Annotated in this window: 15 protein-coding genes; 12 read left to right on the forward strand and 3 right to left on the reverse strand. The window is 60.9% G+C overall.

All coding sequences use genetic code 11. The features are described 5' to 3' along the window. The first annotated feature begins 254 nt into the window (after nucleotides 1-254). The gene (locus tag FVF58_RS18260) at nucleotides 255-524 is read left to right on the forward strand and encodes a MoaD/ThiS family protein (protein WP_149671279.1); all 270 of its coding nucleotides are present in this window, start codon (nucleotides 255-257) and stop codon (nucleotides 522-524) included. A 130-nt stretch (nucleotides 525-654) separates the two neighbouring features. After that, complete coding sequence (locus FVF58_RS18265) at nucleotides 655-1,827, forward strand: WD40/YVTN/BNR-like repeat-containing protein (RefSeq protein WP_149671280.1); 1,173 nt, start codon at nucleotides 655-657, stop codon at nucleotides 1,825-1,827. Nucleotides 1,828-1,949: 122 nt separating this feature from the next. On the opposite strand, the gene FVF58_RS18270 is transcribed toward FVF58_RS18265, so the two are convergent. Together FVF58_RS18270 and FVF58_RS18275 are read right to left on the reverse strand one after the other, a co-directional pair. Beyond that, on the reverse strand, nucleotides 1,950-2,393 hold the full coding sequence (locus FVF58_RS18270; protein ID WP_149671281.1) for a cupin domain-containing protein: 444 nt from the start codon (nucleotides 2,391-2,393) through the stop codon (nucleotides 1,950-1,952). 441 nt (nucleotides 2,394-2,834) lie between these two features. Beyond that, nucleotides 2,835-3,098, reverse strand: a complete 264-nt coding sequence (locus FVF58_RS18275; RefSeq protein WP_342802405.1) for an EAL domain-containing protein — start codon at nucleotides 3,096-3,098, stop codon at nucleotides 2,835-2,837. A gap of 158 nt (nucleotides 3,099-3,256) precedes the next feature. Here FVF58_RS18275 and FVF58_RS18280 point away from each other — a divergent pair, with 158 nt between their 5' ends. Beyond that, the gene (locus tag FVF58_RS18280; protein WP_149671282.1) at nucleotides 3,257-3,664 is read left to right on the forward strand and encodes a GFA family protein; all 408 of its coding nucleotides are present in this window, start codon (nucleotides 3,257-3,259) and stop codon (nucleotides 3,662-3,664) included. Between the two features lie 251 nt (nucleotides 3,665-3,915). Here FVF58_RS18280 and FVF58_RS18285 read toward each other — a convergent pair whose 3' ends face one another. Then, entirely contained in the window at nucleotides 3,916-4,989 is a 1,074-nt protein-coding gene (locus FVF58_RS18285) for a GGDEF domain-containing protein (protein WP_149671283.1), read from the reverse strand. A 454-nt stretch (nucleotides 4,990-5,443) separates the two neighbouring features. Between FVF58_RS18285 and FVF58_RS52290 the strand changes: the two genes are divergently transcribed. The 9 genes from FVF58_RS52290 (at nucleotide 5,444) to FVF58_RS18325 (ending at nucleotide 12,125) form a co-directional block, all read left to right on the forward strand. Further along, nucleotides 5,444-5,548: a potassium ABC transporter ATPase gene (locus FVF58_RS52290; RefSeq protein ID WP_223191159.1), complete on the forward strand. Its 105-nt coding sequence runs from the start codon at nucleotides 5,444-5,446 to the stop codon at nucleotides 5,546-5,548. After that, nucleotides 5,545-5,640: a K(+)-transporting ATPase subunit F gene (gene kdpF, locus FVF58_RS18290; RefSeq protein WP_028193906.1), complete on the forward strand. Its 96-nt coding sequence runs from the start codon at nucleotides 5,545-5,547 to the stop codon at nucleotides 5,638-5,640. The genes FVF58_RS52290 and kdpF overlap by 4 nt, the downstream gene beginning before the upstream one ends. After that, nucleotides 5,637-7,445 carry a potassium-transporting ATPase subunit KdpA gene (gene kdpA / locus FVF58_RS18295; RefSeq protein ID WP_149671284.1) on the forward strand — a complete coding sequence of 603 codons (1,809 nt, stop codon included), beginning with the start codon at nucleotides 5,637-5,639 and terminating at the stop codon, nucleotides 7,443-7,445. Before kdpF ends, kdpA begins: the two co-directional genes overlap by 4 nt. An 85-nt stretch (nucleotides 7,446-7,530) precedes the next feature. Then, on the forward strand, nucleotides 7,531-9,594 hold the full coding sequence (gene kdpB / locus FVF58_RS18300) for a potassium-transporting ATPase subunit KdpB (protein ID WP_149671416.1): 2,064 nt from the start codon (nucleotides 7,531-7,533) through the stop codon (nucleotides 9,592-9,594). A 19-nt stretch (nucleotides 9,595-9,613) separates the two neighbouring features. Beyond that, complete coding sequence (gene kdpC, locus FVF58_RS18305; RefSeq protein WP_149671285.1) at nucleotides 9,614-10,195, forward strand: potassium-transporting ATPase subunit KdpC; 582 nt, start codon at nucleotides 9,614-9,616, stop codon at nucleotides 10,193-10,195. A 20-nt stretch (nucleotides 10,196-10,215) separates the two neighbouring features. Continuing rightward, nucleotides 10,216-10,914, forward strand: coding sequence for a response regulator (locus FVF58_RS18310; RefSeq protein ID WP_149671286.1), 699 nt, complete (start codon nucleotides 10,216-10,218; stop codon nucleotides 10,912-10,914). A gap of 115 nt (nucleotides 10,915-11,029) precedes the next feature. Further along, nucleotides 11,030-11,245 carry a hypothetical protein gene (locus FVF58_RS18315; protein WP_149671287.1) on the forward strand — a complete coding sequence of 72 codons (216 nt, stop codon included), beginning with the start codon at nucleotides 11,030-11,032 and terminating at the stop codon, nucleotides 11,243-11,245. A gap of 6 nt (nucleotides 11,246-11,251) precedes the next feature. Next, the gene (locus FVF58_RS18320) at nucleotides 11,252-11,596 is read left to right on the forward strand and encodes a hypothetical protein (RefSeq protein WP_246217105.1); all 345 of its coding nucleotides are present in this window, start codon (nucleotides 11,252-11,254) and stop codon (nucleotides 11,594-11,596) included. A 112-nt stretch (nucleotides 11,597-11,708) separates the two neighbouring features. Continuing rightward, nucleotides 11,709-12,125 (forward strand): universal stress protein, encoded by a 417-nt coding sequence (locus FVF58_RS18325; RefSeq protein WP_149671288.1) that lies wholly within the window; start codon nucleotides 11,709-11,711, stop codon nucleotides 12,123-12,125. Nucleotides 12,126-12,197 lie beyond the last annotated feature (72 nt).

Raw genomic sequence — 12,197 nt, forward strand, 5'->3', positions numbered from 1 at the left:
AATTTTCCTCTTTGCGACCCTGGCTCACATCAGCTGTGAGGATCAGTCAACGGCGAGTTCCTTCGGCCATGACATTGGCGAATTCCTGACGATAGGCCGCGTTTTCATCCTGACAGGACGCGGCGGTGAAACATGCCGCTTTGGCAATGTACCGGGCCCCATCGTCTGGTGCATGGCGATGCCCCGCAGCACTCGGCGAATCGCCTAAACTACAGAAGCAACCGACATTGCCATTCTGACGACGCTACCCCGCCATGGCACACATCTTCTTCGCTGCTTCGATTCAGCGTCATATAGCAACGCCCGAGCGCGAGGTCGACGCACGCACGCTCGGCGAGGCGCTCGAGGCCGTCTTCGCCGAGCAACCTCGACTGCGCGGCTACATCCTCGACGATCAGGGTTCGCTGCGGCGGCATCTCGCCGTGTTTGTCGACGGCCAACGGGTGCGCGACCGACAGCATCTGTGCGACGCGCTCGGCGAGCAAAGCCGGGTTTACGTCGTACAGGCGCTGTCGGGCGGATAAGAGGGTTCCGTACCCGAGCTTTGCATGGGAGCGCTGAAGCGCCAGCTCCGATCGACACCTTTGCATGGGATCGGCGTAAGCGCTAAAGCGCCAACTCCGATCGACATCTGGCCGACAGGAGACACTCAATATGAGCGATCGATTGTTTGTAGCAACCCGCAAGGGACTGTTCATTTTGCAAGCCGATGACGAGGGCCGCTGGAAGTTGGATGAGCCGTATTTCGCCGGCGAGCCGGTGAGCATGGTGCTGCCTGATCCGCGCGACGGATCGCTACATACCGCGCTAAATCTCGGCCACTTCGGGGTGAAGCTGCATCGCCGGCGTGCGGGCATGGCGGATTGGGAAGAGTGCGGGGTCCCCGTCTACCCGCCGCAGCCTGCCGACGAGACGCGTACCGGTGACGGCGCACACGCGAGCATGAACGCGAGTGCAGACACCAGCGCGGACAATGCGAGCGCGGCCGCGTCCGGCCCGCCGCCCGCTCCCTGGACGCTTCAGCAAATCTGGTCGCTCGAAACCGGCGGCCCGGACGAGCCGGGCGTCTTGTGGGCCGGCACGATTCCCGGCGGGCTCTTCCGTTCCGACGATGGCGGCGACACATGGGTGCTCAACCGTGCGCTGTGGGATCGCGCGGAACGCCGTGAATGGTTCGGAGGCGGCTACGACGCGCCGGGCATCCATTCCGTGATGGTCGATCCGCGCGACAGCCGGCACGTGACAATCGGCGTATCGTGCGGCGGCGTCTGGCAAACCACCGACGGCGGCGCGACCTGGCGCGTGACCGCCGAGGGCATGGAGGCCGACTACATGCCGCCGGAGCGGCGCGGCGACGCCAACGTGCAAGACCCGCACCGCGTCGTGCAATGCGCGGCCAATCCAGATGCACTGTGGACGCAACATCATTGCGCGATCTTCCGCTCGACCGACGGCGCGGCGCACTGGCAGCGGATCGAAGCGCAGCCATCGAGCTTCGGCTTCGCGGTTGCCGTACATCCGCGCGAGCCAGACACCGCGTGGTTCGTGCCCGCCGTGAAAGACGAGTGCCGGATCCCGGTGGACGGCCAGTTCGTCATCACGCGCACACGCGACGCCGGCCGCACGTTCGAGCGCTTCTCGAACGGGTTGCCGCCTGCACCGGCGTATGACCTCGTGTATCGGCACGGGCTCGCTGTAGATGACACCGGCATGCGCCTCGCGATGGGGTCGACCACCGGCTCGCTATGGACGTCCGACGACGGCGGCGAAAACTGGCAATTGATTTCAGCGCATTTGCCGCCTGTTTATTGTGTCCGGTTTGGATGAGCGCGGGGCAGGCTAGTGAGACATGAAACGCAGACCGTCCCGTTCATTTTGAGGAGATCGCCTAGGTTCACAGGCTGCCGCGGAGCCGCGATCCCCTGCAGACAACGTTGGATGACCGTTGTTTATTGCGGCGGTGCAGGCACCAGTCCGTACCTTGACATGACACCCATAAGCTTCTCGCGGTCGGGCGGTCCGCCAGCATTTACGATTGTTCCGACATCACGAAAATATTGGGCGCCAATGTCGGGCGTCATGACGATCAGCGCGCGGGCCGGGTCATTGTGCGGGTTGCTAAAGTGATGGACCGATCCGCGTGGGGTAAACATCCATTCACCCGGCGTTAGGTCTCGGACTACCTCGTCGACCGAGTACCGAAGCGTGCCCTCCAGCACATAGACGCATTCTTCGTTATGTGTGTGGCTATGTGGCGGCGGAACTTGCGATCTGGAGGGCACAGTCAACTCAAAAACACCCATCCCGCCTGTGGCAGATCCATCTATCAGGTACTGAATGCTCAATTGACCAACGTTGATTGGTGCGCCTCGCGCCATGCCGCTGATAGTCATTCTCAAACTCCTTAAAACCAAGGATTCTCGTCGTTCCGCCAACCTTGCAGATACGGCGCGCTGTTTGTGGCACTTCTGGCGACCTAAGGGAGCGCAAATCAATCATGATTATGCGCCTCTCCGGAACGTATTTCGTACGAGCGGCGACAGCACGGTATTGGCCGACGGCTCCCTGTGGGCGCCGGCGCCCCAAAGCGGCGTTTCACCGAGATGCGCAGTTACCCGACGGCCGCTTTCGGCGAACATTGGGAACCGCGGCCCTGAGCCATTTCCTAACATACTGATCCGATACGCAGATGTCTGCTGTTCGAAACACACAGGACAATCGAATTCAGTGTCGTCGGTCAGTTGGCACGCGCGTCGCGTTGTCTCGTTGCGTACCCGGGTTACTGATGGATCGGCTGAAGCGTCGATCTGCTTTCCTACCCGGTTCCGAAATCGTCAGACCGGGTGGCCAGCATGCCTGAATGCGGCTATTGTTTGCCGCGTTACATCGGCATCCATAGAGCTTCGCTCCGTCGCTTCGATTCTGACCTGGGCAGGCCGGACGCCCGTATCCCTCAGCCGGGCCGTGAGAGCGTTCAGGAAACGGCGCGTCCGCAAATCCTCGCTGCTCACGTTGATAGAGACGTAGAACGAAGGACGCGAGCGCAAGAGCTGCGACAGCTCGTCGAGCGTCTTGTCCAGTACGAAGGAACGACCCATTCAAGGTAGGAATCCAAACTATTAAGAATCGGGTATGGTCCCTATGCCGTCAAGCGGCTTCACCCAAATGTGGAAGAGCCAAATCTCAATCGGCTCGGTCAGTCTGATAAACTCAAAAAAATTGTGCTGAGTGTATCCATAATCCATGGGAGAGCCCAATGCTGCGTACATACCTTGGAAGTTGCTATTGTCAACTAGTGAGGTTTGAAGCTCGGATTGATTTCAACAATGGTACGTGGAAATGCAATTGCAGCTACTGTAGCAAGCTGCGATTCTGGCACGTCTCGGTTCGGCGGGAAGAGTTTCGTCTCCTTTCCGATGAGACTGCTCTGACGGAATATCAGGGCAAAAACCCGGTAGCGCATCACCCGTTTTGCAAGCAGTGTGGGGTTCATGTATTTGATCGCGTGGATACACCGAACGGAACGGGGTACCCGTATATCAATGTGAACATCATGTGCCTCGACGAACTTGACCTCGACGAAGCGCTGAATGCGCCGGTTACCTACCATAATGGCCGGCAAAACGATTGGGACAATCCCCCTTCGGAAACGCGACATCTTTGATTTGTTGATCAAGGGCTTCGGGGTCGACACGGAAAATTCGCGACGAGGCCGGCATCGCGACTAGCGGGCAGTGGGTGAACTTCCGGGTTCGGCTGCTTTAGCGCGTCGTCCGCGGCAGTCAATCCCAGATGTTGAACTTCACACGCAGCCCAACGGCGCTTCGTGTCCAGCGCGGACCGCCAGGCATTCTGACGCAACCCATTGGTAGCGCCATCGCGATGAGTTGGCTCGGAATCCGTAGCCTTGTGCGCTTACTCGCCTGGCTGCATTTCGGCTGCGTCAGCAAACGCAGTCTGCCCCTTTCCCCGTGTTTTTGCACGGTACATTGCGCTGTCGGCGGCGCGCATCAATGTCCGGGCATCGAAACGGGCCTGCCCGTTCCCTTCCGCCAGCATGCATACCCCAATGCTGCCGGAAACGGCGACCGGATGTCCGCCAACGGCTCGCATGTTGTTGAGGATCGCGTGAATACTATCGGCAATGGCTAGTGCGCCTTGCTTGTCATATACGTGTTGGGCCAATACCACGAATTCATCGCCGCCCAGGCGGGCGAGCGTGTCGCCACGGCGCATGCGGCTTGTCAGGGCCGAGGCAAAGCTCCGCAGCAATTCGTCCCCCGCCGCGTGTCCGTGGGTGTCGTTCACGTCCTTGAAACCGTCAAGATCGATGAGAAGCAACGCCGTCCGACCCGCTTCGACACCTCGCGTGACAAGTGTTCGGCTAATGGCCTGCTCGAGCCGGACCCGATTGCTCAGCCCCGTCAGAGGGTCGGTAGCAGCCTGTTTCTTCAGTCGGTACACCAACACCGCCAGATAGACCGATGTTGCTGCCACGCTAAACGCCATACCCAGGCCGACCGTAATGTTCGTCCGCCACCACGGTTGCCAGAGCGTCAGGCCGGCGAGACCACCAAGCGCCACAGCACACGACAAGCCCAGCATGCGTTGGCCATATCGACAGCCGGCGCCTACGAGGAACCAGAAAACGACCCACAGCAGCGGAAGCGCGGCTTGGCCGCCAACCGCCAGAGCCGTCATTAGCAAGGCCTGGTCGGTAAGGGTGGTAAGGGTTAACCTAAGGTGTGAGCGCGCTGGCGCCATTGTCACGGCCATGAACGTCGCCGCGCCGAACGTCACGTAAATTGCGACCGCCAGTAGCGTCTCATAGGTGTTTCTCGAGTGAGAAACAAAGGCGGCAGCCAGGTACGCGAGAAGGACCACGGTGCCGAGCGAAATACGCAGGACCGCTTGCTCCTTCTCAGGGTTCTCCGAAAACGCGCCAAAGACCGCTTGCCCGGGCCAAGAATGAGAATCCGCCGCGCCCATGCCAGCCACCCCGCTCGAATCTGAATTTTATTGTCTGGTAGTTTAACCCGTGCGCGCGTCTCGATGACGTAAGGTTCGGAAAGGAACAGTCATGGCCCGGGTCGCGCGCCAATCGACGCCGCTCAGCGAAAGTCTGATGTCTGGAAGTAGCGACGTTCGAATGTCGGAATCGATGGTCTCTGGGCGAGTCTGAATATGGGCTATGCGCCAGAGTCGGCGCGCTTATTGATTTCACTCCGTCATCGAGCAGAAAGCGGTCGTTCCGCGCTCGCAGGAACCGCCGCATAGTCGACGCCTACCGCCGACCATCCGTGAATGAAGCGCCGTTCCCGTTTCCGACGACATATGCCCCCACGTCCGTGTTTTTTACAAATCTCCGCAGAGTATTAACGCTGCGTTTACGCGGGATTTCCTAGATTTCACGGTGCGGAAGTCCGTCGTGGGAGACCAGGCCATGGATCTGCTTTACCTCATCGCAATCATCGCGTTCAGCGGTCTCGTCGCGGCCTTCGTGGTCGGCTGCGATAAGCTTCGCCGCGCGCCGGGAGGCCGTCCATGACTACCTGGATGACCTGGCTCGCGGCAGCTTCGACGCTGATTCTTTTTGCCTACCTCGTGTACGCCTTACTGCGCGCGGAGGCCCTCGAATGAACTTCAATAACCTGCTTCAACCCGGCGTCTACATCGTCGTGCTGATCGCGCTTGCCATACCGCTCGGCCGCTACATGACCGGCGTCGTGGACGGTACCTCGGTCGTCGTTCGCCGGATAGGACGGCCGATCGAAACCGCGCTCTTCAGGCTCGCCGGGGTCGACCCGAACGCCGAAATGTCATGGAAACAGTATGCGCTGGCCGTGCTGGTGTTCAACACGCTTGGCGTGCTCGCGGTGTATGGATTTCTGCGTTTGCAGCAGTGGCTGCCGGCGAACCCGCAGGGCTTCGGACCGATGACGCCCGACGCCGCCTTCAACACGGCAATCAGCTTCGTGACCAACACGAACTGGCAGGACTACACACCGGAATCGACCGTCAGCTATCTGACGCAGATGGCCGCGTTGACGGTGCAAAACTTCTTTTCGGCTGCTACAGGTATTGCTGTCGTCATCGCGTTGATTCGCGGCTTCGCCCGTCATACGACGGCGACCATCGGCAACTTCTGGGTCGATCTGACGCGTATCACGCTGTATATCCTCGTGCCGCTCGCAACTGTCATCGCGCTCGTATTCATCAGTCAGGGCGTGATTCAAAACTTCAAGTCGTACCAGGACGTGCCGACGCTGCAAGTGACGACGTATCAAACCCCGAAGACGGATGCCCAGGGCAATCCCGTCAAGGACGCCAAAGGTGACCCGGTGATGGTGGACAACAAGTCCGACAAGCAGACGATCGCCATGGGGCCGGTTGCGTCGCAGGAAGCGATCAAGATGCTTGGCACCAACGGGGGAGGCTTCTTTAACGCCAATTCCGCCCATCCGTACGAGAACCCGACTCCGTTCGCCAACTTCGTTCAGATGATCGCGATGCTCGTTATCCCTGCCGCGTTGTGCCTCGTGTTCGGGCGGATGGTGGGTGACCAGCGTCAGGGCTATGCGGTACTCGCCGCGATGACGATCGCTTTCGCGCTCGCGTGCTGGGGTGAAATTTCCTCGGAGCAGAGCGGCAATCCGCTGTTTGCGTCACTGCATGTCGACCAGAGCGCGTCGGCCGGCCAGGTGGGCGGCAATATGGAAGGCAAGGAAACCCGCTTCGGCATCGCGCAATCCGGCATCTTCACGGTGGCAACCACCGCCGCGTCGTGCGGCGCGGTCCTCAACACGCACGATTCGCTGACACCGATGGGCGGCTTCGTTCCGCTGCTGCTGATCGAGCTCGGTGAAGTGATCTTCGGCGGTGTCGGCTCGGGTCTGTACGGCATGCTCGTATTCGCGTTGCTGGCCGTGTTCGTGGCGGGCCTGATGATCGGGCGAACGCCGGAGTACATCGGCAAGAAAATCGAGTCGTACGAGATGAAGATGGTGTCGATCGCCGTGCTGCTCACGCCACTGCTAGTCCTGGTCGGCGCGTCGATCGGTGTACTGACAGCCGCCGGCACGGCGGGCGTCGCCAATCCCGGTCCGCACGGATTCTCCGAGATCCTCTACGCGTACAGCTCGGCTGCCAATAACAACGGCAGCGCTTTTGCGGGCCTCTCGGTCAATACGCCGTTCTACAACGGAACGCTGGCCGTCGCCATGTGGTTCGGCCGTTTCGGCTCGATTGTGCCGGTGCTCGCGATTGCCGGGTCGCTTGCCGCAAAGAAACGCATATCCGCGACCGCCGGCACCCTGCCGACGCACGGCCCATTGTTCGTCGTGCTGTTGCTCGGCACGGTCGTGCTGGTCGGCGCGCTGACCTACGTGCCGGCGCTGGCGCTCGGCCCCGTCGTCGAACATCTGATCATGGTCGCGGGACATTGACTGAGAGGACAGCATGACTAACGGACTCCAACCGCCGGTTCATCAACCCGGCAACATCGGTCAGGCACGCAACGCCGCGCGCTCGATGTTCGACCCGGTCATTGCCCGGCCGGCGCTGGTCGATTCGTTCAGGAAGCTTGCGCCGCGCCATCAGTTGCGCAACCCGGTGATGTTCTGTGTCTACGTCGGCAGCATTCTGACAACCGTTCTATGGATCGCCGCGCTCGCGGGTCAGGCCGAGGCCCCCGCCGGCTTCATCCTCGCGATTGCGCTGTGGCTCTGGTTCACCGTGTTGTTCGCCAACTTCGCGGAAGCGCTTGCCGAGGGCCGCTCGAAAGCGCAGGCAGCCTCGCTGCGCAGCGCGAAGCGCGACGTGATGGCGAAGAAGCTTCAGGAGGCTCATCCCAAGTCGCCGATCCGCATTACCACGGCGACCGATCTGCGCAAAGGAGACGTCGTGCTGGTCGAAAGCGGCGACGTGATCCCGGCGGATGGCGAGGTGATCGAAGGTGTCGCTTCGGTCGACGAGTCGGCGATCACAGGGGAATCCGCGCCGGTGATCCGCGAGTCGGGCGGCGACTTTTCGTCGGTGACGGGCGGTACACGCGTGCTGTCGGACTGGATCGTCGTGCGGGTCAGCGTGAATCCGGGCGAAGCGTTTCTGGACCGGATGATCGCGATGGTGGAAGGCGCGAAGCGCCAGAAGACGCCAAATGAAATCGCCCTGACGATTCTGCTGGTCGCGCTGACGCTCGTGCTCCTGTTCGCTACCGCTACGTTGCTGCCGTTCTCGATGTTTTCCGTTGAAGCCGCGAAAGCGGGGCATGTGGTCACGATCACGGCACTCGTCGCGTTGCTGGTGTGCCTGATTCCGACGACGATCGGCGGCCTATTGTCGGCAATCGGCGTAGCGGGCATGAGCCGGATGATGCAGGCCAACGTAATCGCTACATCGGGCCGCGCGGTGGAAGCCGCCGGCGACGTCGACGTGCTGTTGCTCGACAAGACCGGCACGATCACGCTCGGCAACCGTCAGGCTTCGGCGTTCACGCCGGCGCCGGGCCTCACGGAAGAGATGCTCGCCGATGCCGCGCAACTGTCTTCGCTGGCGGACGAAACGCCCGAAGGCCGCAGCATCGTCGTGCTCGCCAAGCAGCGGTTCAATATCCGCGAACGCGATATGCATGCGTTGCAGGCGACATTCCTCGCCTTCAGCGCGCAGTCGCGCATGAGCGGCGTCGACCTGCCGGAGCGCCAGATCCGCAAAGGCGCAGCCGATGCGATCAAACACTTCGTGGAGGCCCACGGTGGCCGTTTTCCGGCAGAGGTAACGGCGGCGGTCACCGAAATCGCCCGGCGCGGTAGCACACCGCTTGTCGTCGCGGAGCAGAGCCATGACGCCAGCGCCGCACGTGTCCTGGGCGTGATCGAGCTGAAGGATATCGTCAAGGGCGGTATCAAGGAGCGCTTCGCCGAACTGCGCAAAATGGGTATCAAGACCATCATGGTGACGGGTGACAACCGTCTGACGGCAGCAGCGATTGCCGCCGAGGCCGGCGTCGACGATTTCCTGGCCGAGGTGACGCCTGAGGCAAAGCTGACGACGATTCGCGCGCACCAGGCCGAGGGGCGGCTCGTCGCGATGACCGGCGACGGCACCAACGACGCCCCGGCGCTCGCACAAGCGGACGTGGCGGTGGCGATGAATACCGGCACCCAGGCGGCGAAAGAAGCCGGCAACATGGTCGATCTCGATTCGAATCCGACCAAGCTGATCGAGATCGTCGAGATCGGCAAGCAGATGCTGATGACACGCGGCTCGCTGACCACGTTCTCGATCGCCAACGACGTCGCCAAGTATTTCGCCATCATCCCGGCGGCATTTGCGACCACTTATCCGCAGTTGCGCGTGCTCGACGTCATGCATCTGAGTTCGCCTTCATCGGCGATTCTGTCGGCGGTGATTTTCAACGCGCTGATCATCGTGGCGCTGATTCCGCTTGCGCTCAAGGGTGTCAAGTATCGGCCACTGGGCGCGGCGTCGCTGCTGCGTCGCAATCTTTTGATCTACGGGCTGGGCGGCATCCTGCTGCCGTTTCCATTCATCAAGCTGATCGATATGGTGCTGAACGTGTTCGGCTGGGTTTGACCACGAAAGAGTGAACATCATGAAAACGCTGATTCGCCCGGTACTTGTCCTCTTCATCCTGATGACCGTGATCACCGGCGTGATCTATCCGGTCGTCGTCACGGCTCTCGGCCGCGGCGCCTTCGGGGCACAGGCCAACGGCAGCCTGATCGAGAGGAACGGCAAGCCGGTCGGCTCTAACCTGATCGGTCAGCAGTTCGACGCGCCGTACTATTTCTGGGGACGCTTGTCGGCCACAAGTCCCATGCCCTACAACGCGCAGAATTCGGGCGGTTCGAACCTCGGGCCAACCAACCCCGCGCTTGCGGGCGAAATCAAGGGCCGTCTCGATGCCTTGAAAGCCGCGGGTAACGACATGTCGCAACCTGTGCCGGTGGACCTGGTGACGTCCTCGGGCAGTGGACTCGACCCGGAAATCAGCCCGGCGGCCGCAGCCTATCAGGTTGCGCGTGTAGCGCAAGCGCGAGGTTTGCCGGCCGACCAGGTTCGTGATCTTGTCGCCCGGAATACGTCGGGGCGGCAGTTCGGCATTCTCGGCGAGGCACGCGTGAACGTGCTGAAGCTCAACCTTGCGTTGGACGACCTCAGGCCAATGCAGTGACGTCAGCGCTCGCGGCCGTTATGAGCGAACCCACCATAACAGTCGTTGTGATAGACGATGACAAAACCATAAGCCGCTTCATTCGCACGTACCTCGAAGCGCACGGGATGAACGTGTTCGGAGCGCAGACAGGCGCACAAGGTCTCGCCCAGGCCGCGACGCGGCTGGCGGATCTTGTCATCATCGATCTCGCGTTGCCTGATATGGACGGCATCGATGTGATCCGCCAGTTGCGCGGCTGGTCGGCGATGCCGGTGATCGTCCTGTCGGCGCGAAACCGCGAGGAAGACAAGGTCGCCGCGCTCGACGCCGGTGCCGACGATTATCTGACCAAGCCGTTTGGCTTGCCTGAGCTAGGCGCGCGGATTCGTGCCCATCTGCGCAGGCAAGCCGCACCCGGACGGGTCGGTTCGCCGCTGGTCCATTTCGGCCAGGTCACCGTCGATCTCGGCGAGCGGCAAGTGCTGCGCGATAGCCGTATTGTTCATCTCAGCCCGACCGAATATCGGCTTCTCTCAACACTGGTGCGTCATTCGGGACGGGTCTTGACGCATGCGCAACTGCTTGGCGAGGTATGGGGTCCCTTGCAAACCGATAACCACCACTACCTGCGGGTCTACATGGGACATCTGCGCCACAAGCTTGAAAGCGATCCGGCGCACCCCGAGCACATCATCACTGAGTCGGGCGTGGGGTACCGGCTGGTCGGCGCGCAGTGAAATTCATTGGATTTTTATACCATCACAGGCAATCGTTTCGCGGTCTTAACGCAGCCCTCCGTATAGTTTGTGGCTGGCATTCGCCACAAAGAATATCCGAATTGCTGGAGGCTGCATGGCATTCAAACAAACGAAGGGAAACGTGACCGTCGAGGCTTGTGTGTTTCCCGCCCCGGGCCGCATGTTCAAAGGAGCGCTACGCGTGACGACCACACGGCACGGCAAGGAGGTTCAGCGAGTCACCGGGCGCGGCTGCGGCCGGCCGATGCCGATTTCCGCTCAAGCGCTGGAGCTGGCCGAAATCGAAGCTCGCCGCGTGCTTGGAATCTGACCTGCCATGACACCCTCAAGATTCGCGATGATGTTCCGGGGAATGTGCAAGGTCGTCGCCATCGCCTTCGTGACCAATCAGATTCTTACGACTCTTTTCACGTATCTCGCGCGGCAACTCGATGCTGCGCTTCCGGATCAAGCCCTTTGGCTTTTCAGTTGCGTGACGTGCGGACTGTTGACGCTATGGCTGCAATCCGACGCACGTCGCGCGTTCGGCTTCGCGCGTGAGAAGGGTTTTGTGAAGAAGGGCGGCGACCGCCAGCCGTATGTGCAGATTGCCGACGACTGCCCGAAACGCTGGCTCGTGATTCTGCATATCGAACTGAATCCTGCAGCCGTTCAGGCGTAACCACGCGATTCCTGGGCTGGCCGCCGCCACTAAACAAATCGAATACTTTTACACGGCTTTAACGCAGCTTTAGCTAAGCTAAAAATGCAAAGGTACCGGTTTGGAGTTTTCGATGATACGAATGCTGATTCCCGTCCTCGATCATCGCGGCGCGGTCGAAGCCGCACGCTATGCAGCGTCCATGTTTCTGGAACGCGGTGTCACAGAGGTCGAATTGGTGGAAGTTCTCGAGCCGGTCGATCAGGGGCGCACGGCCGCCTTCCATACCCGCAGCGCTCTGGTTCGCCGCGAGAAGCGGGCCATGCTGAAGGCGTTGATCGACGCCCGCAACATTCTCGAGGACGCCGGTGTGCCATACCGCTGGAAGCGCATATTCGGCCGTTGGACAAAAGCGATCGCCGACTACGCGGCAATCACCCAGCCCGACGTCATGGTGATCGACGTCAGCCACATGGGCTTCTTCCGCAGACTGATCATGTTCACGTCCTTGTCGAGGCGCACCGTCACTCCGGTGACGTTGGTCCACTGAATCATCCGACGTTGATTGGCAGCAGCACCCTCTGTTTGCACTGCTGATGCAGCCGTTTCAGTCGCAATCGGG

The sequence above is a fragment of the Paraburkholderia panacisoli genome (assembly GCF_008369935.1).
Lineage (GTDB): Bacteria > Pseudomonadota > Gammaproteobacteria > Burkholderiales > Burkholderiaceae > Paraburkholderia > Paraburkholderia panacisoli.

Bases quoted from the DNA above. Each gene is read 5' to 3' on its own strand.
- FVF58_RS18315 (WP_149671287.1), top strand. From the start codon at position 11,030: ATGGCATTCAAACAAACGAAGGGAAACGTGACCGTCGAGGCTTGTGTG.
- kdpC (WP_149671285.1), top strand. From the start codon at position 9,614: ATGAAAACGCTGATTCGCCCGGTACTTGTCCTCTTCATCCTGATGACC.
- FVF58_RS18320 (WP_246217105.1), top strand. From the start codon at position 11,252: ATGACACCCTCAAGATTCGCGATGATGTTCCGGGGAATGTGCAAGGTC.
- FVF58_RS18265 (WP_149671280.1), top strand. From the start codon at position 655: ATGAGCGATCGATTGTTTGTAGCAACCCGCAAGGGACTGTTCATTTTG.
- FVF58_RS18260 (WP_149671279.1), top strand. From the start codon at position 255: ATGGCACACATCTTCTTCGCTGCTTCGATTCAGCGTCATATAGCAACG.
- kdpA (WP_149671284.1), top strand. From the start codon at position 5,637: ATGAACTTCAATAACCTGCTTCAACCCGGCGTCTACATCGTCGTGCTG.
- FVF58_RS18310 (WP_149671286.1), top strand. From the start codon at position 10,216: ATGAGCGAACCCACCATAACAGTCGTTGTGATAGACGATGACAAAACC.
- FVF58_RS18280 (WP_149671282.1), top strand. From the start codon at position 3,257: ATGCTGCGTACATACCTTGGAAGTTGCTATTGTCAACTAGTGAGGTTT.
- FVF58_RS18275 (WP_342802405.1), bottom strand. From the start codon at position 3,098: ATGGGTCGTTCCTTCGTACTGGACAAGACGCTCGACGAGCTGTCGCAG.
- FVF58_RS18325 (WP_149671288.1), top strand. From the start codon at position 11,709: ATGATACGAATGCTGATTCCCGTCCTCGATCATCGCGGCGCGGTCGAA.
- kdpB (WP_149671416.1), top strand. From the start codon at position 7,531: ATGTTCGACCCGGTCATTGCCCGGCCGGCGCTGGTCGATTCGTTCAGG.
- FVF58_RS18270 (WP_149671281.1), bottom strand. From the start codon at position 2,393: ATGACTATCAGCGGCATGGCGCGAGGCGCACCAATCAACGTTGGTCAA.
- FVF58_RS52290 (WP_223191159.1), top strand. From the start codon at position 5,444: ATGGATCTGCTTTACCTCATCGCAATCATCGCGTTCAGCGGTCTCGTC.
- FVF58_RS18285 (WP_149671283.1), bottom strand. From the start codon at position 4,989: ATGGGCGCGGCGGATTCTCATTCTTGGCCCGGGCAAGCGGTCTTTGGC.
- kdpF (WP_028193906.1), top strand. From the start codon at position 5,545: ATGACTACCTGGATGACCTGGCTCGCGGCAGCTTCGACGCTGATTCTT.